This window comes from Nonomuraea sp. KM90, from assembly GCF_052246675.1.
Lineage (GTDB): Bacteria > Actinomycetota > Actinomycetes > Streptosporangiales > Streptosporangiaceae > Nonomuraea.
This window is the reverse complement of the sequence record NZ_JBQQCB010000116.1, coordinates 1-18181: the sequence shown is the minus strand read 5'-3', so window position 1 is coordinate 18181 and position 18181 is coordinate 1. Positions and strand designations below refer to the sequence as shown.

Annotated in this window: 18 protein-coding genes; 9 read left to right on the top strand and 9 right to left on the bottom strand. The window is 73.0% G+C overall.

Annotated features, from left to right (window positions below; all coding sequences use genetic code 11):
* The first annotated feature begins 17 nt into the window (after window positions 1-17).
* Window positions 18-1142 carry a glycosyltransferase gene (locus ACTWPW_RS51535; protein ID WP_443173229.1) on the top strand — a complete coding sequence of 375 codons (1125 nt, stop codon included), beginning with the start codon at window positions 18-20 and terminating at the stop codon, window positions 1140-1142.
* 25 nt (window positions 1143-1167) lie between these two features.
* Here ACTWPW_RS51535 and ACTWPW_RS51530 read toward each other — a convergent pair whose 3' ends face one another.
* Complete coding sequence (locus ACTWPW_RS51530; protein WP_443173228.1) at window positions 1168-1854, bottom strand: sulfotransferase family protein; 687 nt, start codon at window positions 1852-1854, stop codon at window positions 1168-1170.
* A 729-nt stretch (window positions 1855-2583) separates the two neighbouring features.
* Between ACTWPW_RS51530 and ACTWPW_RS51525 the strand changes: the two genes are divergently transcribed.
* From ACTWPW_RS51525 to ACTWPW_RS51505, 5 genes are all read left to right on the top strand, one after another.
* Window positions 2584-4299, top strand: coding sequence for an enoyl-CoA hydratase-related protein (locus tag ACTWPW_RS51525; RefSeq protein ID WP_443173227.1), 1716 nt, complete (start codon window positions 2584-2586; stop codon window positions 4297-4299).
* 16 nt (window positions 4300-4315) lie between these two features.
* On the top strand, window positions 4316-5845 hold the full coding sequence (locus tag ACTWPW_RS51520; protein WP_375112294.1) for a helix-turn-helix domain-containing protein: 1530 nt from the start codon (window positions 4316-4318) through the stop codon (window positions 5843-5845).
* Between the two features lie 68 nt (window positions 5846-5913).
* Window positions 5914-6945 (top strand): tyrosine-type recombinase/integrase, encoded by a 1032-nt coding sequence (locus tag ACTWPW_RS51515; protein ID WP_443173226.1) that lies wholly within the window; start codon window positions 5914-5916, stop codon window positions 6943-6945.
* Between the two features lie 64 nt (window positions 6946-7009).
* Window positions 7010-7264 (top strand): helix-turn-helix domain-containing protein, encoded by a 255-nt coding sequence (locus tag ACTWPW_RS51510; protein WP_375112292.1) that lies wholly within the window; start codon window positions 7010-7012, stop codon window positions 7262-7264.
* Between the two features lie 373 nt (window positions 7265-7637).
* The gene (locus ACTWPW_RS51505) at window positions 7638-8108 is read left to right on the top strand and encodes a hypothetical protein (protein WP_443173225.1); all 471 of its coding nucleotides are present in this window, start codon (window positions 7638-7640) and stop codon (window positions 8106-8108) included.
* Between the two features lie 170 nt (window positions 8109-8278).
* Here the strand turns inward: ACTWPW_RS51505 and ACTWPW_RS51500 are convergent, their stop codons facing one another.
* From ACTWPW_RS51500 to ACTWPW_RS51485, 4 genes are all read right to left on the bottom strand, one after another.
* On the bottom strand, window positions 8279-10666 hold the full coding sequence (locus tag ACTWPW_RS51500) for an ATP-binding protein (protein WP_443173224.1): 2388 nt from the start codon (window positions 10664-10666) through the stop codon (window positions 8279-8281).
* Window positions 10667-10869: 203 nt separating this feature from the next.
* Complete coding sequence (locus ACTWPW_RS51495; RefSeq protein WP_443173240.1) at window positions 10870-11301, bottom strand: ATP-binding protein; 432 nt, start codon at window positions 11299-11301, stop codon at window positions 10870-10872.
* A 5-nt stretch (window positions 11302-11306) separates the two neighbouring features.
* On the bottom strand, window positions 11307-11537 hold the full coding sequence (locus tag ACTWPW_RS51490) for a DUF5999 family protein (protein WP_375112289.1): 231 nt from the start codon (window positions 11535-11537) through the stop codon (window positions 11307-11309).
* Window positions 11538-11738: 201 nt separating this feature from the next.
* Window positions 11739-12596, bottom strand: coding sequence for a MerR family transcriptional regulator (locus ACTWPW_RS51485; RefSeq protein WP_443173223.1), 858 nt, complete (start codon window positions 12594-12596; stop codon window positions 11739-11741).
* A 70-nt stretch (window positions 12597-12666) separates the two neighbouring features.
* Here ACTWPW_RS51485 and ACTWPW_RS51480 point away from each other — a divergent pair, with 70 nt between their 5' ends.
* From ACTWPW_RS51480 to ACTWPW_RS51470, 3 genes are read left to right on the top strand one after another with little or no spacing between them, the layout of a single operon-like run.
* Complete coding sequence (locus ACTWPW_RS51480) at window positions 12667-13428, top strand: MerR family transcriptional regulator (protein ID WP_443173222.1); 762 nt, start codon at window positions 12667-12669, stop codon at window positions 13426-13428.
* A 51-nt stretch (window positions 13429-13479) separates the two neighbouring features.
* Window positions 13480-13791, top strand: a complete 312-nt coding sequence (locus tag ACTWPW_RS51475) for an ArsR/SmtB family transcription factor (RefSeq protein ID WP_364132629.1) — start codon at window positions 13480-13482, stop codon at window positions 13789-13791.
* Window positions 13788-14582 (top strand): SRPBCC domain-containing protein, encoded by a 795-nt coding sequence (locus ACTWPW_RS51470; RefSeq protein WP_443173221.1) that lies wholly within the window; start codon window positions 13788-13790, stop codon window positions 14580-14582. Before ACTWPW_RS51475 ends, ACTWPW_RS51470 begins: the two co-directional genes overlap by 4 nt.
* Window positions 14583-14643: 61 nt before the next feature.
* Here the strand turns inward: ACTWPW_RS51470 and ACTWPW_RS51465 are convergent, their stop codons facing one another.
* The 4 genes from ACTWPW_RS51465 to purB form a co-directional block, all read right to left on the bottom strand.
* Complete coding sequence (locus ACTWPW_RS51465) at window positions 14644-15669, bottom strand: DUF4037 domain-containing protein (RefSeq protein WP_375112285.1); 1026 nt, start codon at window positions 15667-15669, stop codon at window positions 14644-14646.
* Between the two features lie 211 nt (window positions 15670-15880).
* Complete coding sequence (locus ACTWPW_RS51460) at window positions 15881-16369, bottom strand: GNAT family N-acetyltransferase (protein WP_443173220.1); 489 nt, start codon at window positions 16367-16369, stop codon at window positions 15881-15883.
* Entirely contained in the window at window positions 16366-16632 is a 267-nt protein-coding gene (locus ACTWPW_RS51455; protein ID WP_443173219.1) for a hypothetical protein, read from the bottom strand. The genes ACTWPW_RS51460 and ACTWPW_RS51455 overlap by 4 nt, the downstream gene beginning before the upstream one ends.
* 13 nt (window positions 16633-16645) lie before the next feature.
* Window positions 16646-18076 carry an adenylosuccinate lyase gene (purB, locus tag ACTWPW_RS51450; RefSeq protein ID WP_375112283.1) on the bottom strand — a complete coding sequence of 477 codons (1431 nt, stop codon included), beginning with the start codon at window positions 18074-18076 and terminating at the stop codon, window positions 16646-16648.
* Window positions 18077-18181: the final 105 nt, after the last annotated feature.

Genomic DNA, 18181 nt, shown 5'->3' with positions numbered 1-18181 from the left:
TTCGTACGATGCTGGTCATGGCCTCGACGCTGGCCGCCGCCGGTCACGAGGTCGTGGCCGCGATGCCGCCGCGTTTCGCGGGCCTGGTCGCGACCGATGGCGTCACCGTGTCGGCGGTCGCCTCCGACCCCGTCGAGCACTGGCGCCGCCACCATCTCGGGGGCGGACCGGAGGCTCGTCACTGGTCCGCGGTCTTCACCGGCGGCGCCGTCGCCGACAATTTCCGGGCCCTGCGGCCGGTCGTCGACGACTTCAAGCCGGACGTGATCGTGCGTGACGGCAGCGACTTCGCCTCCTGCCTCCTGGCGGAGACCTTCGGGCTGCGGCAGGTGGTGGCGCCCTCCGGTGTCAGCAACCGGCTGGATCCGGCGGACGTGCTGGTCGCGCTCAACGAGCATCGCACGCGGCTCGGGCTGCGCCCGGCCGGCGATCCGTACCGCGTCTTCGGCTCCGGCCTGATCGATTTCATGCCGCCGGCGTACTCCTTCCGCGCCTATCCCGCCAGGCGGATGTTGTTCTACCGGCAACCCGCGATCGTCGACCCCGCCGACCCCTCGCTCACCCGCTGGAGACCGCTGCTGAACTCCGGCCGCCCGCTGGTGATGGCCGCGCTGGGCACGGTCGTGCCCGAGATGGCAGCGCTGCGGCGCGCGGGCGGGCGCATCCCGGAGCGGATGGCGGCCAGGTACGACGCCAGTGTCCTGCTCCAGGACATCGTCACCGCGCTGGCGGGGCTCGACTGCACCGCGCTGGTGGCGACCGGAGGCATCCCGGTCACGCCGCCCCGTGGGGCGGACGTCCACGTGGTCGAGCACTTCCCGCAGCCCGCGCTGCTGCCGCACGCGCGTCTCTTCCTCACCCACGGGGGCTACAACAGCATCCGGGAGGCCGTGCTGGCGGGCGTGCCCATGGTGGTCGTCCCGCGTTTCGGTGACCAGCCGGCCAACGCCGAGCGCGTACGGCGGCTCGGCCTGGGCACGAGCGTGCCGCACCCGGACGCCGGCACCATCGAGGCCGCCGCCCGGCGGCTGCTGGACGATCGCGAGGTCCTCGGCAGGGCCCGCGCGGCCCGGCGGGCGATGCTGGACCTGCCGCCGCTGGAGACCTTGCCCCGCGATCTGGAGCGGCTGACGGGTTCGTAGCCGGCACGGAGCCCCGGCCCGCCCGTCAGGAGGGGTCCGGCCGCACTTGGCTGATCTTCGCCCGCAGCTGCTCCTCGAGCCTGTCCTGGAAGCGGCCGCTCTCGTTGAGGTGCGGGTACGGCTCCCGCGGGGCGGGCAGGCCCAGGAACGAGCAGAGCGGCTCCCAGCTCGTGCCCGGCCGCATGACCAGCAGGCGTGCGGGCGGTATCTCGCGCTGCACGGCGGCGTTGTGCTCGGTGTAGACGCCGATCGCGTGCTCGCGGTCGGCGAAGCGGCCGGCGAAGAACCTGTCCCAGACCACCTCCCTCATGAACGCCCCCAGCTCCGCCATGCCGGGTACCACCCGCGCCGCCTCGTCCACCACCTGGTTGCGGCTGCTGTGGTCATAGGCCCGGAAGATCGTGTCGGCCATGCTGTCGTACCACCTGTGCGGGTCACGCACGGTCAGGATGACCTTCGCGTCGGGGAAGGCGGCCGTCAGCTCCCGCCAGAACGCCGCCGACGGCCAGTCCACCGTGGCGTCGTAGCCGGCGAACAGCCGCCGCCACGCCTCGGCGGATCCCTGTTCCGCCGCCGCGCGCCACAGCGGCAGCAGGTGCAGTGTCTCGTGCAGGTGCCGTCCGTGGAAACACGGCGCGAATCCCAGGTGCTCCAGCGCCGCCTGCAGGGACAGGGTGCCGGTACGTCCCAATCCTGCCCCGATGACCCTCACCGTGTTCTACCGCCCGGCGCGGAGTTGACGCGTCATGCCTTCTCCTTACCCTGCGGTGGCGCGTTCTAGCAGGTGAGCGGGGTCGCGGTGTGCAGTTGCTGAGGTGTACGGGTGGGGGCCTGTCCCCCGCCGGGTCGGCCAGGGTGGCGTGAAGGCGGGGTCAAGGGGTCTTGGGGTGGTGGGCGGGGTGCGGGAAGACGGGGTGGGGCCGGGGGTTTGGATCGCCGTTGCGGGGGGCTGGTCAAAGGGGCTGTCGGGCAGTCCTGCCCTGGGCGTGACCTCGGGGCGTGGCCTGCCGGGTGATGCTGGGGCTGTGTGGCGGTCGGGGCCCGGGTGCGGGCCGGGCCGTCGCTGAGGGGCTCGGGCCGCCTCCCTCGCCCGGGCCCCCCTTTTTCGCTCGGCCGCCGGGTCTGCCCCAGAGGGCGGGTGCGGGGGTATTGCGGCGGGCGCGGAGGTTTTCGGGCGGGTGCCCGGTGGGCGGAGGGTGGGTGGAGGGTGGCGCCCGCACAGGGGATCTTTTCGGGCAAAGCGGGTCAATTGGGGCTGGTCAGGGCGGGTTTTTGCGGGGAATCGTCACCGCCAGTCGAAGTTTCATGTCAACATCAATGGCATGTTTGGGCCATATGGGACTGCCGTAAACGTCTGCGACGGGTGTGTTCATCCCCTGTCCGCCCGGTAGCCCGCCCGCCCTGGTGCCGTACTCTCCCCCGCCCGGAAAGAAGTCCCGCGTTGCGTATCTTGCTGCTCTGCTCCTCCTTCAACGGCCTGACCCAGCGCGCCTGGCTGGAGTTGCGCCGGGCCGGTCACGACGTGAGCGTCGAGCTGGCCGTCTCACCGGAGGCGATGGTGGAGGCGGCCGAGCTGGCCAAGCCGGATCTCGTCATCTGCCCGTTCCTGAAGGAACGGGTGCCGTCGGCGTTGTGGCGCGCCCACCGTACGGTGATCATCCATCCGGGGCCGCCCGGGGACCGGGGGCCGTCCTCGCTGGACTGGGCGATCGCCGAGGCCGAGCCGGAATGGGGCGTGACGGCGCTGCAGGCGGTGGAGGAGATGGACGCGGGCCCCATCTGGGGCTACCGGACCTTCCCGGTGCCGGCCCCGATCGACGGGGAGCCGCCGCGCAAGTCGGCGCTGTACAACGGGCCGGTGGCCGACGCGGCGGTGGAGCTGGTGGCGGAGGTGGCGGCCAAGGCGGGCGACGCGTCGTTCGCGCCGGCGCCGCTGGACTACCGCTCCCCCGAGGTGCGGGGGCGGTTGCGGCGGGCGATGCGGCACGGCGACCGGGAGTTCTCCTGGCTGGAGCCGACCGCCGACATCGTCCGGCGGGTGCGCGCGGCCGACGGGGCGCCGGGCGGGCGCACCCGGCTGTGCGACCTGCCGGTGCGGGTGTTCGACGTCTACCGGGGACCGGAGCTCGCGGGCCCGGCCGGGCAGGTGGTCGCGCGGCGGGAGGGCGCGGTGCTGGTGCACACCGGTGACGGCACCGTGTGGGTGGGGCACCTGCGGCTGGAGCAGGAGGGCGCGATCAAGCTGCCGGCCGCGATGGCGCTGGGCGAGCTGGTGGCCGGCGTGCCGGAGCGGCCGGGCTACAGCGAGATCACCTACGACCGCAGCGAAGGGGTGGGGGTGGTGAGCTTCGACTTCTACAACGGGGCGATGTCGACCGAGCAGTGCCGGCGGCTGGCCTCGGCGCTGCGGTACGCGGTGGCGCAGGACACCCGGGTGGTGGTGGTGCGCGGCGGGGAGGTGTTCTCCAACGGCATCCACCTGAACGTGATCGAGGCGGCCCGCCATCCGGAGCTGGAGGCGTGGATGAACATCAACGCGATCAACGCGGTGTGCCGGGAGATCGTCGGCTGCATGGGGCAGCTGGTGGTGACGTCCATCGGCGGGAACGCGGGCGCGGGCGGGGTGATGATGGGGCTGGGCGCCGACCGGGTGATCGTGCGCGACTCGGTGGTGCTCAACCCGCACTACCGCACGATGGGGCTGTTCGGCAGCGAGTACTGGACGTACGTGCTGCCGCGCCGGGTGGGCGCCGAGCGGGCCCGGCAGCTGACCGGGCAGGCGCTGCCGATCGGCGCGGCCGAGGCGGTGGAGTACGGGCTGGCCGACAGGTCGCTGCCCGGGCCGCGGCTGGACTTCGAGCGGCGGGTTCTGGAGTACGCCGAGCGGCTGGCGGCCGATCCGGGATACGATCGGCTGCTGGCGGGACGCCGGCAGGTGCGGGAGGTCGACGAGCGGCGCAAGCCGCTGGACGCCTACCGGGCCGAGGAGTTGGCCGAGATGAGCCGCGACATGTTCGACGACCGGAACGGGTTCCGGCAGGCGCGGCGGGCGTTCGTGCACAAGGCGCGGGCGCAGGCGACACCGGAGCATCTGGCGCGTCACCGGGAGTTGTCCGGCGCGTCGGCCACTGCGGGCGCAGACGCATCTCATATGTGAGATATGGTCTCGTGTTGTGGCAGATGATTACCTTGTGCGGATCGGCCGGCTGATCCGGGACGCGCGCCAGCATCGTGGTTGGACACAGCTGCAGCTGGCCGACGCCCTGGCGACGAGTCAGAGCGCGGTCAACCGGATCGAGCGTGGCAACCAGAACATCAGTCTTGAGATGATCGCCCGGATTGGTGAGGCTCTCGACAGTGAGATCGTCTCGCTCGGCTACGCGGGGCCGATGCATCTGCGGGTGGTGGGCGGCCGCCGGCTGTCGGGCAGCATCGACGTCAAGACGTCGAAGAACGCGTGCGTGGCGCTGCTGTGCGCGTCGCTGCTGAACTCCGGCCGCACGATCTTGCGGAAGGTGGCGCGGATCGAGGAGGTCTACCGGATCCTGGAGGTGCTGGCCTCGATCGGGGTGCGCGCCCGGTGGATCAACGAGGGCAGCGACCTGGAGATCGTGCCGCCGGCCCGGCTGGAGCTGGAGGCGATGGACACCGAGGCGGCCCGCCGTACCCGGAGCGTGATCATGTTCCTGGGGCCGCTGATGCACCGTACCGAGCAGTTCCAGATCCCGTACGCCGGCGGCTGCGACCTCGGCACCCGCACCGTGCAGCCGCACATGTCGGCGCTGCGCCACTTCGGGCTCGACATCACCGCGACCGGCGGCTTCTACCACGCGCGCGTCGACCGCGGGGCGGCGCCGACACGGCCGATCGTGCTGACCGAGCGCGGCGACACCGTGACGGAGAACGCGCTGCTGGCCGCCGCGCGGCACGACGGCGTCACCGTGATCCGCAACGCCTCCTCCAACTACATGGTGCAGGACCTGTGCTTCTTCCTGGAGCAGCTCGGCGTGCGGGTGGACGGCATCGGCACCACCACGCTCACGGTGCACGGCCTGCCGTTCATCGAGCGTGACGTGGACTACTCGCCGTCGGAGGACCCGGTGGAGGCCATGAGCCTGCTGGCGGCGGCCGTGGTGACCTCCTCGGAGCTGACGATCTGCCGGGTGCCGGTGGAGTTCCTGGAGATCGAGCTCGCGGTGCTGGAGGAGATGGGCCTCGACCACGACCGGACCGGCGAATACCCGGCGGCCAACGGCCGCACCCGGCTGGTGGACCTGACGGTGCGGCCGTCGAAGCTGGTCTCCCCCATCGACAAGATCCACCCGATGCCGTTCCCCGGCCTCAACATCGACAACGTGCCCTTCTTCGCCGCGATCGCCGCCTCCGCGCAGGGCTCCACGCTCATCCACGACTGGGTCTACGACAACCGCGCCATCTACCTGACGGAGCTGACCCGGCTGGGCGCGTCGGTGAAGCTGCTGGACCCGCACCGGGTCCTGGTGGAGGGGCCGACGCGGTGGCGCAGCGCGGAGATGATGTGCCCGCCGGCGCTGCGGCCGGCGGTGGTGGTGCTGCTGGCCATGATGGCCGCCGAGGGCACCTCGGTGCTGCGCAACGTCTACGTCATCAACCGCGGCTACGAGGACCTGGCCGAACGGCTGAACGCGCTGGGCGCCCGCATCGAGACCTTCCGCGACATCTGACGTTCTGTCGGTGGGGGCCGCTACCGTCGTCCCTGGATCTTCGTGACGCGAGGTGAGAGGGGTGGCCGGTGCGGCCTGCGGAGCTCGACCGGTTGACGGTGGCGGAGGCGGCGGACCGCTATGTGGAGCTGGTGCGGGCCAGGACGCTGACGGGGGCGCTGTCGCCCTCGACGGCGGAGGTCTACGCGCGTGACGTGGCCACGCTGGTGGAGCTGGCCGGTGAGGCGACGGTCCTGGACGACCTGACCGGGGCCGACGTCGACGCCATCCTGCTGGCCTTCGCCCGCAAACCCGACGGCCGCTCCTCCCGTGCCGAGCAGTCCCCGGCCGACGGGGCGAGGCAGTCGCCCTCGTCGCAGGCGCGGTTCCGCCGCTCGGTCTCGGCGCTGTTCAAGCACGCCACCCTCGCCGGGTGGGTGCAGATCAACCCGATGACGCAGTCGACGGTGACGGCCAAGGAGCGGGGCGGGCTGCGGCCCGAGCGGCGCGCCCTGACCCGCGAGCAGGCCCAGGGGCTCATCGGCGCCGCCCAGGCGCTGCAGGAGACACCCCCAGAGCCGGGCAAGCGGCGCGACCAGCGCATGGAGCTGCGCGACGCGGTGATCGTGCTGCTGCTGGCCACGGTCGGGCCGCGGGTGTCGGAGCTGGTGCGCGCCAACGTGGAGGACTTCTACACCAACGACGGGGTGCGCTACTGGCGCATCTTCGGCAAGGGCGGCCGCACCCGTGACGTGCCGCTGCCCGGCGACGTGGCGCTGGTGCTGCAGGCCTACCTGACCCGCGGCCGGCCGGCGGCGCAGGACAAGGCGCTGCTGCTGTCGTGGCGGGGGCGGCGGCTGGCCCGCGGTGACGTACAGGCCGTCATCGACCGGGTGCAGCGGCGCGTCGACCCCGACCAGCGCCGCTCGGTGACCCCGCACGGGCTGCGGCACACCACGGCCACCCATCTGCTGGCCGACGCGGTCGACATGGACGCGGTCCGCCGGGTGCTGGGGCACAGCGACCTGTCGACCCTGGGGCGCTACCGCGACGAGCTGCCGGGCGAGCTGGAGGTGGCCATGCGCACCCACCCGCTGCTGCGCGAGCGCCCCGCACCATGAGCGGCTCCCCCGCGCGGGCCTCCCGCGCCGACGCCCGTTCAGCTCGCGGGTATACAGTGAAGGCATGGTACGACCTCCGCTGACCCCCGAAGAGCGGCTCCGTGGCGAGCAGCTCGGCCTGGTGCTGCGCCGGGCCCGAGGCGAGCGCAGCATCGTCGAGGTCGCCGCCGCCGCCGGGATGTCCGCCGAGACGCTGCGCAAGATCGAGACCGGCCGCATCGCCACGCCGGCGTTCTTCACCATCGCGGCTCTGGCCGGCGTGCTCGGCATCTCGCTGGACCAGCTCGCCGACCGCTCCACCCCCGCCGCCGCCCCCTGACGGCGGCCGCGGCCGGGCCTGTGAGCACCGGGGCCCTGAAGACGGTGTTCCACGACGACTGCCGCCCGTGCTGGTGCTGCTGTCCGAGCACGCCCCTCGGCACCGGCGCCGTTCCCAGGACCGCCGGGCCCGCGAGGTGACGCCTGTCGCCGCGGCGAGGCGGCAGGTCTTCCCGGTCGCGTAGCCGCAACCTGCCAGGCCCCGCCCCGGGCGGGCTGACGGCCGCCCAGGGCGCTCATGCCCAGCCGCGTTCCCCAGGCACCACGTACGCCCTCAACAGGTACCCATATGGGGATTTACCCCCTCTCCCTGGTCGCGGAGACAGGCACATCCTGGAGACCTGGCGCCCAACCCCGAAGGGGGAAGGAACGACGTGCGAACCACCACTCAGCGGCACCACGACACCCCGCACGGGCCCGCCCTGCGGGTGCCGTCCTGGAACGCGCTCCTGGCCATCGCCAGTGGCCTGGCCGCCCGCACCGGACGGGCCGGCCAGGGCCGCGAGGTGTCCTGGATGCTGTCGGCCCGCCCGTCCGCGGTCCCCAGCGCCCGCCGGATGACCGCGGCCCGCCTGACGGCCTGGGGGCTGCGCGAGCATGCCGCCACCGTCCAGCTGCTCGTCGGCGAACTCGTCTGTGACACCCTCGGCCGCGGCGCCACCACCATCAGGCTCGCGCTCGGCCTGGAGGAGGGGCTGCTGCGCGTCGAGGTCGAAGGCGGCGGCCTCCAGCCGGGCCCGGACCCGTACCAGCCGGTGCTGGCGCGCCTGGCCTGCTGCTGGGGCGTGGCCGGCCAGGTGGCCTGGTTCGAGCTGCCCACCAGCGGCCCCTGCGCACCGCACTGACACCCCGCACTGACACCCCGCACAGACACCCCGCACAGAGCCCATGGAGAACCCCAGACCCCCCACCGGTGCCCGGGGCCGGCGGCCACCATCCAAGCCGGCTCCGGGCCACCACCCAGCACCCCCCGGGCCGGGACGGTCCTGCCCCGGTCCCGGCCCGGGGACCACCCTCAGTCCCCCGGCTCCCGCTCCGCCGGCCCCCCGTCGCGGGCCCGGTCCCCCACCCACACCGCGATCTGCGCCCGCGAGTTGAACCCCAGCTTGGCCAGAATGTGCTCGATGTGCCCCTCCGCGGTCCGCTGCGCGATCACCAGCGACGCCGCGATCTCCTTGTTGGTCATCCCCTGCGCCACGAGCCCGGCGATCTCGCTCTCGCGGCGCGTCAGCACCGGATCCCCCTTGCCGCCGTCCAGATCGGGGGACGCGTCCCGGCGCACGTCCTCCTGCAGCGCGTACGCCACCGCCTCCTCCCGGCCCAGCCCGGCCCCGCGCCGCACCTGCGCCTCGAAGGCCGCCTCCCCCAGCGCCGCACGCGTACGCGCCTCACACTGCTCGTGATAGCCCGCCAGATGCCCGTACCCCGACAGCGGCGCCCCGAGCGCCCCCCACACCGTCCGCAGCACCCCCAGCAGCCGCGCGGCCCGCCGATGATCCCCCTGCGCGGCCGCGATCCACGCCAGCACCTCGATCGTGACCCCCACGCCCAGCAGATCCCCCATCGACCGGTCGAACGCCAGCCCTTCCCGCTCCAGCTCCGTCGCCCCCGCCAGGTCCCCCTGCCGCCACAGCTCCACGCCCAGCGCCATCATCATGTACGCCCGGTGCCAGCCCTCCCCGTGCGCCTCGCACACCGCCAGGCACTCCCGCCCCGCCTCGACGGCCTCCTGCGGCCGCCCCAGGAACGAATACGCCAGCGACAGCCGGATCAGCGCCAGCGCCACCCCGACCATGTCACCCGTGCGGCGGTGCCGCTCCAGCGCCTCCCGGTAATGCCCGACCGCGTCCCCGGCACGGCCCTCGAACATGTCGACCATGCCGCGAAACAGCGCCACGTAGGCCAGGATCGGCTCCTCACGCACCTGCTCACCGATCCGGTGCCCCTCCCGCAGCATCGCCGTGGCGGCCGGCAGATCGGCCTGGATGATCGCCAGCCAGGCAGCGGCCCACAACGCGTGGCCGCGCACCCGCAGATCCTCCCGGCCCGGGCCGGGGCCGGCGGCCAGTCCCCGCTCCAGCCAGCCCCGTCCCTCACCCAGGTAATAACTGGTGATCCAGTGATACAGCAGATCGGTGGCCATGCTCAGGCCGCCCGCGCAGCCGTCCGGCGTGGCCGGCCACGACTCCAGGGCGGCGCGCAGGTTGGCATGCTCGGCCCGCAGCCGCCGGAACCACCACACCTGCCCCGGCCCGAACAGCTCCGCCCGCGCCAGCGCCGCCAGATCGCGGTAATAACCGCGATGCCGCCGCCGCAGCGCCTCCCGCTCGCCGCACGCCTCCAGCTGCTCGGCGCCGTAGGCGCGCAGGGTCTCCAGCATCGCGTAGCGTACGCCGTCCTGGTGGTCTTCCCGCGCCAGCACGCACTTGTCCACCAGGCCGATCACCAGGTCGACGACGTCCTCGCGGGCGATGCCGTCCCCCGAGCAGACCGTCTCGGCCGCCTCCAGGTCCATCCCCCCGGCGAACACCGACGCGCGCCGCCACAGCAGCCGTTCCTCTTCCGAACATAGGGCGTAACTCCAGTCGATCAGCGCCCGCAGCGTCTGGTGCCGGGGCAGCACGGCCCTGGACCCGGCGCTGAGCAGGCGGAAACGGTCATCGAGCCGCTCCAGCAGCTGCTGGACCGACAGGGCGCGCAACCGGACGGCCGCCAGCTCGATCGCCAGCGGCAGCCCGTCGAGCCGGCGCACGATACGGCAGACGACGTCACGGTTGTCCTCGGTGACGGCGAAGCCCGGAAAGGCGGCGCTGGCCCGCTCGGCGAACAGCCGCACGGCCTCGCCCTGCGCGAACGCCTCCAGCGACGGCTGCCGCGTCTCGCACTCCGGCAGCGTCAGCGGCGGCACCGGCACGGACTGCTCCCCGGCGATGCCGAGCGCCTGCCTGCTGGTGGCCAGGATGCGCACCTCGGGCGCGGCCCGCAGGAGGGTGTCGGCCAGCACGGCGCAGGCGTCCAACAGGTGCTCGCAGTTGTCGAGGATCACCAGGGCCTGCCTGCCGCGCAGGTGCTCGGTCAGCACCGCCAACGGCGGCGCCGCGCTGCGCGTGCGGATCTCCAGCGCCTCGGCCACCACACGGGCCAGCAGCCCCGGATCGCTCAGCGCGGCCAACTCCACCAGCCACACCCCGTCGCGGAAGGCCCGCCGCACCTCCTGGCCGGCCCGCACCGCCAGCCGGGTCTTGCCCACGCCCCCCGTGCCGGTCAGCGTCACCGCCCTGGAGGCGCCCAGCAGTCGCCGGACCTCGGCCACCTCGTGCCGACGCCCGACGAAACTCGTCACCTCCGACGGCAGCCCGCCATTGTGGCGGCCCCGGGAGGCTGTGGTCGTCACCGCTGTCATGGTGCCTCTCGACGACGCGGGCGGCGGGTCACCATGGCGCCGCGACCCCATCGTCGCCACCAGGTTATGTCCCACCCGCCGCCCAAGGGTGCCCTGGTCAAGAAGCCACAGGAAGATTTGACCATGTCATGGTGACGCGGCGGCCCGTGCTTGACGGACCGCCGCGCCAGGGGAGCGCGGCCGGCAAGAGGCGGGTCCGGCCGCTAGCCCGGCACGGCGACCAGCCGTACCGGGGGGAGGAGACCGCTGTCCAGGCCGGATGACGACCGGGACACCGGGGCGGGCAGCTCGAACCACACGACCTTGCCCCGGCGCGTACGGGTGCTGCCCCACGCCGAGGCCAGCGCCGCCACCAGCGCCAGCCCCCGCGACCCCTCGTCGTCAGGGGTGGCCGGCCGCGGGCGGGGCAGCCCCGGCCCGCCGTCGCCGACCTCGCAGCGCAGCACGCCGTCGGCGGCCGACAGGCGCAGCCGCACCGGCCCCCCGGCGTGCTGGACCGCGTTCGTGACCAGCTCGCTGACCAGCAGGTCGGCCGGCTCGTCCGGCACGCCCCAGTCGCGCAGCGTGGCGCGCGTCAGGCGGCGCGCCACAGGCACCGAGACCGCGCACGGCGCCAGCGTCCACGACGCCGACATGCGGTTCACGCGGCTTGTCCCGTCTGGCCGCGGTGGGCGGGCAGACCCCGCCCGGCGGGGCGCGGGTGCGCCGGCGCGATGCTGCGGCCGTCCGGCAGCAGGTCGCCCGTGTCCTCGAAGCAGACCACCCCGTTGCACAGCAGCCCCCACCCCTGCTCGGGATGGTAGGCCACCAGACGCGCCGCCTCGCGGTCGGCCGCGTCCGGGGACGGGCAGGGGGGCTGGTGGTGGCACATGGTGTTCGTTCCTCGTTCCCCGCTTCCAGCGGATCGCGCTTCCCCTTCACCCTTGCCGCCGCACACCACCCCGGAAAAGGCGAGAACTCCCCGTTCGGGTACCTGTTTCGCGAACCTAGGTACCCGGACGCACCGGCCGCCGCGCGGCACCGTACGCGGCCACGGATCGTCCAGCGCCGTCGGATACACCTCATGGCCGGCTCAGGACTCGTCGCTCTCCTCCAGACGGACCATCAGATGCGTCACCAACTCCTCCGGCGAGGTCACGGCCGGATCCGACACGTACACCTCCCGGAGCGGACCCCGCACCACGTGCCGCCGCTCGGCACACCACGCCAGCACGGCATGCGCGGTCAGCGAAATGTGCTCATAAGGCCCCACATGCGTCGCGCAGGCGAACGTCCCGCCCGGCAACACCCGCAACTCCAGCCCACCCCCCCTCGGCGGGCAGTCGTCCTCCAGCACCAGCGCGACCGACACCTCCACGAGCTCCCCCAGATCCACCGGGAACAACCCGACCAACCGCACCGGCCCCGCCACCCCGCCGGCCGCTCTGCCCGGCACCCCGCCGGACACTCTGCCCGCCGTCACCACCTCCAGCAACCGCCCCACCGCCACCGACGTCGCCCGCCCGATGTCCTCCGTCCCCGACGCCCGCTCCCGCACCACCCCCACCCGCCGCGCCGGCTCCGCCACCACCCGCACCCGCGCCGCCGGCAACCCCTCCGCCATCACCCGCTCCAGGCACGACAACGTCCGCCGCCGCCGCGCCAGCTCCTCCTCCAGCGACTCCCGCACCCCCTCCAACGCCGCCGGCACACCCGACAACACCTCACCCACCACCGCCAGCGGCACATCCAGCGAACGCAGCAACCAGATCGCCAACGCCACCCGCGCCTGCGACGCCCGGTAATAGCGGTAACCCGTCTCCCCGTCCACATACGCCGGCCGCAGCAACCCCAGCTCGTCGTAATGCCGCAACTGCTTCACACTCAACCGCCCCAACCGGGCGAACTGCCCGATCGGCAGCAACTCCTCGTCGTCCACACCCACCAGCATGAGCCCTCCCGCCGGGGGAGAGTCCAACCCGGCTTGACCCTCACGCAACGTCACCCGGCAAGCTGTCACCATGAGCTTCTCCGTGGGCCAGGTCGCCAGACTCGCCGGCATCACCGTGCGCACCCTGCACCACTACGACGAGATCGGCCTGCTCACCCCCGGCGAGCGCACCACCGCCGGCTACCGGCGCTACACCGACGCCGACCTCACCCGCCTGCAGCAGATCCTCCTCTACCGCGAGCTCGGCTTCCCCCTCGAAGAGATCGCCGTCATCCTCGACGAGCCCGCCACCGACGACCTCACCCACCTGCGCCGCCAGCACGAGTTCCTCACCCGCAAGGCCGAGCGCCTCCACGAGGTCATCACCGCCGTCGAGCGCGCCATGCAGGCCCGCACCAGCGGCATCACCCTCACCCCCGAAGAACGCTTCGAGATCTTCGGCCACTTCCGCCCCGAAGACCACGACCCCGAGGTCGAACGCCGCTGGGGAAACACCCCCCGCTACACCGAAAGCCGCCGCCGCGTCGCCGGCTACACCAAGGCCGACTGGCTCCAGCTCAAAGCCGAAGCCGCCACCATCAACGACGACCTCGTCGCCGCCTACAAATCCGGCCTGCCCGCCGACGGCGCCCACGCCATGGACCTCGCCGAGCGCCACCGCGGCCACATCACCCGCTGGTTCTACGACTGCCCCCACGACATCCACACCTGCCTGGGCGACCTCTACGTCCAAGACCCCCGCTTCACCGCCACCTTCGACGCCCTCACCCCCGGCCTGGCCACCTACTTCCGCCAGGCCATCCACGCCAACGCCCGCCGCGTCACCCCCTGACCCCCATACATGCAGTTGCGGGCATATAACCCGCCCGGTATATTCACGGCCATGCCTTTCGACGTGTTAGCCGAACCCACCCGACGCCACATCCTCGACCTCCTCCTCCAACGCCCCCACCTCGTCGGCGAACTCAGCGACCACCTCGGCCTCACCCAACCGGGCACCTCCAAACACCTGCGCGCCCTACGCCAAGCCGGCCTCGTCACCGTCCGCAAAGACGCCCAACGCCGCTGGTACGAACTCCGCCCCCAACCCCTCGCCGAGATCGACGCCTGGCTCACCCCCTACCGCAGACTCTGGAACACCACCCTCGACCGCCTCGAACACCACCTCGACACCATGGAAGACCACACCCCATGAACGAGACCCTCACCCTGCACCCCGACGGCCGCACCACCCTGCGCCTCCAGCGCCGCCTGCCCCACCCCCCGGCCAAGGTCTGGCGCGCCATCACCCAACCCGAACACCTCGCCGCCTGGTTCCCCGCCGAGGTCACCATCGACGGCGACCGCATCAGCTACGGCTTCGGCCCCGACGGCACCATCACCGAGAACGACCCACCCCACACCTTCGCCCACACCTGGGGCGGCGACGAACTGCGCTGGCACCTCCAGCCCGACGGCGCCGGCACCCTGCTCACCTTCACCCACACCTTCACCGACCGCCACGGCGCCGCCAGCTTCGCAGCCGGCTGGCACACCTGCATCCAGGCCATGTTCGCCCACCTCGACGGACGCGCCCTCCACCAGCCCGCCGAACCCGACCCCGCCGACTCCCGCCGCCTCCACGAGGACTACATCGCCATCCTCGGCCTGCCCTCCACCACCGCCGACAACGGCAACGTCCGCGTCGAACGCCAGCTCACCCGCCCCGCCGAAGACGTCTGGCACCTGCTCGACGGCCCCGCCGCCACCCCCGGCGACCCGCCACCGGCCCCCTTCACCGTCCCCGGCCTCCAGCCCGGCCCCGTCACCCGCGCCGAGACCGCCAAACTCCTGGAGTACGACACCCCCGGCGGCAGCGTCCGCTGGGAGCTCACCGAGGGCACCGGCCAGGGCCCCCGCCTCATCGTCACCCACGCCGGCGACACGGCCCTCCTCGACGCCTGGCGCATCCGCGTCGAGGACCTCGCGGCCTCCCTGGTCGCCTGAGGGGTTGGATAAAGGGCGAAGAATGAGCTCTCTTAACCCTCGCCCTTTACAAAGTAGATCATTATGCGGTGAGACCCAGCACAGCAGCCGTCACCGCCCGCGCCCGCCCCGGCACCACCAGCAGGTCCACCGAGTCCGACAGCTGATCCACACACCCCGTCACCGGCAGTCCCCTGATCACCGGATCCGACACCGACGCCATCAGCGCCTCGGCGAACCGGTCCCCGCCGATCACCCGGAACGGCCGGTCGTGGAACCCCCGCACCTGCTCGTCCAGCCGCTCGGCCAGCCCGATCCGGTTCTGCAGCGCCGCCAGCCGCGCGTACGCCGAGGCCAGCTCCGCCTCCCGCTCCCGCCACGACCGCGCCGCCACCGCCGCGCCCAGCGACTCCCCCAGCTCCGTCGACCCGGGCAGCCGCGCCAGCGCGCTGCCCAGCCATTTCGCGTACGGCGGGTAGCGCCGCCGCAGCAGCAGCGCCAGCCGCATCACCTCCCGCGCCAGCCGCGCCCCCACCACGGCCGACCCCAGCTCGTCGCCCACCTCACCGCACCGGCCGGGGAACGGCTCCTCCTGCGCGATCCGCCGCCACTGGCACGCCAGCACGTACCGCCACACGTCCTGCGGATACCACCGCAACGCCGCCCTGACCGCCTCCAGCCCCGGCTCACCACCCCCGTCCGGCAGGCCGTCGTGGAACACCTGCCCGCGCGTCACCTCCGCCAGGCTCTGCCACGGCGCCGACAACCAGTCCAGCAGCGACACTCCGTCCCTCGGGTCGAACCCCAGCTGCCCCCGCAGCCAGGCCCCCAGCTCCGTCACCAGCACCCCGGGCCGCACCTGCCCGTGATAACCGAACACGGTCGGGAACCCGCCGAACCGCTCCGGCAGCCCCGCCACCACCTTCTCCTCCACCTCGGCCACCCGCCCCGCCGCCACGAACAGCAGCACCCGCGGCCCCCAGTCGTGATCGGCGGACCGGGCCGTGTCGAACTCCAGCACCTCCGACCCGGGCCCGATCAACGCCGCACTGTGCGCCACCCCTGACAGCAGCGGCGCCACCGCCTCGCCATAGAAGGCACGCGACAACTCAATACCTGGTACAAAATCGGACATCACCCCGTCAACTCTGCACCAGCCCACCCCGAACCTCACCCGATTTTCCGCACCCCCGGGCACGGGCGCACCCCCGGGGGTGCGCGCCGGCATCCGAACCGGCAAGCCCTCCGCCGCCGCCGGCAGCCGCCGCGCCGTCCCCTCGAAGGCCGCGGATCCCCCGGCTCCTTCACCACGCCCCGGCTCAGCCGGACACGTAGGACGCCAGCAACCGCCGCCGCCGGTAGCCGATCCGCTCGTATACCCCGATCGCCGCCGCGTTGCCGTCATCCACCATCAAAGCCGCCCGCCCGTGCGCCGCCACCAGCTCCCGCGACAGCCACCCGCACACCAGCCCCGCCAGCCCCCGCCCGCGAAAGCCCGCCCGGGTGGCCACCCCCGCCAGCAGCCCCACCGCCGGCGCCGACCACGCGTCGGCCGCCACCGCCGCCAGCACCCCGCCGACGCGCACGCCCGCCCACCGGCGCACCCCCGCCTCCCCGGGCACCGCGTACGACTGCGGCGCCTCGGCCGCCAGCAACGCCGCCACCTCCGGCTCCGCGTCACCACCCAGCCACCCCACCCCCGCCCCTGCGCCCGCCCCCATGGCAGGCGCAGGGACGAGCGCGTCGCCGGGCAGGCTCATCCAGGAGAACTCCCCGTCCTCCTCCAGCCCGTCCAGCTTCGCCGTCAACGCGCCAGCCCCACGTCCCCCAGCGGCCGGTACGTCGCCCCCAGCTCCCCCAGCGCATGCCGCACCAGCTCCACCGCGCACGACACATCGCCCCACACGGCTAACCGATCACGCCGCGACACCCCCGGGCAGCCGGCCACCACCGCGTCGCCCAGCGCCCAGGCCCGCGCGCCCCCGCGCAGGCCCTGAGCCGCCCACACCACCAGATCGTCGTCCCCGCACGCGGCCCGCACCTCGCGGTCCGAACGAAGCTCCCTGATCAACGCAGCTCCTTGATCACAGGATCGACCCGGGACGGTACGCGGCCGCCTCCGGATGCGCCGCCACGACCTCGCCCACCGCCCGCGAGACCGCCGCCACCTGATCGGCCGCCGCCCCCGTGAACGACACCCGATCGGCCAGCAACTCCTCCAGCCGCGCACGGTCCAGCGGGAAACGCTCGTCGGCGGCCAGCAGGTCCAGCAGCTCGTTGGCCGCCCCGCGCGAGCGCATCGCCAGCGCCGCCGCCACCGCGTGCTCCTTGATCAGCTCGTGCGCCTGCTCGCGCCCCACCCCGGCCCGCACCGCCGCCATCAGCATCTTCGTCGTCGCCAGGAACGGCAGGTAACGGCCCAGCTCGGCCGCGATCACCGCCGGGAACGCGCCGAACTCGTCCAGCACCGTCAGCATCGTCTCCACCAGCCCGTCGAAGGCGAAGAACGCATCCGGCAACGCCACCCGGCGCACCACCGAGCACGACACGTCGCCCTCGTTCCACTGGTCACCCGCCAGCTCGCCCACCATCGAGGCGTAGCCGCGCAGCACCACGGCCAGGCCGTTGACCCGCTCGCACGAGCGGGTGTTCATCTTGTGCGGCATCGCCGAGGAGCCGACCTGCCCCTCCTTGAACCCCTCGGTCACCAGCTCCTGACCGGCCATCAGCCGGATCGTCTTGGCCAGCGACGACGGCGCCGCCGCCAGCTGCACCAGCGCGGTGACCACCTCGAAGTCCAGCGACCGCGGATAGACCTGCCCCACACTGGTGAAACGGTGCTCGAAGCCCAGGTGGGCGGCCACCCGCTCCTCCAGCGCGGCCAGCTTGGCCCGATCGCCGCCCAGCAGGTCGAGCATGTCCTGCGCCGTGCCCACCGGGCCCTTGATCCCGCGCAGCGGGTAACGGGCGATCAGCTCCTCCAGCCGCCGGTAGGCCACCAGCAGCTCATCAGCCGCCGTCGCGAACCGCTTGCCCAGCGTCGTGGCCTGCGCCGCCACGTTGTGCGAGCGGCCCGCGATCACCGTCGCCTCGTGCTCGGTCGCCAGCGCCGCCAGCCGCGACAGCAGCGCCACCACCCGGTCACGCACCAGCAGCAGGCTGTCACGCACCTGCAGCTGCTCGACGTTCTCCGTCAGATCGCGCGAGGTCATGCCCTTGTGCACCTGCTCGTGCCCGGCCAGCGCGTTGAACTCCTCGATGCGGGCCTTCACGTCGTGCCGGGTGACGCGCTCACGCGCGGCGATGGAGTCCAGATCGACCTGCCCGACCACCTTGTCGTAGTCGTCGATCGCCCCCTCGGGCACCGCGACCCCCAGCTCGGCCTGCGCCCGCAGCACCGCCAGCCACAACCGCCGCTCAGCGATGATCTTGTATTCGGGCGCCCACAGGCGGGTCAGCTCCGCCGAGGCATACCGGCCGGCCAGGACATCAGGGATACGCGGCTTGGAAGTCACGTTGGACAAGTGTATTCACACACCTACCAGCGCACGTCACACGGGACCCACCCCGCACACACACGCGCGGGCCCGCCCATACGGCACGTAATCCCTCCGGGTGGG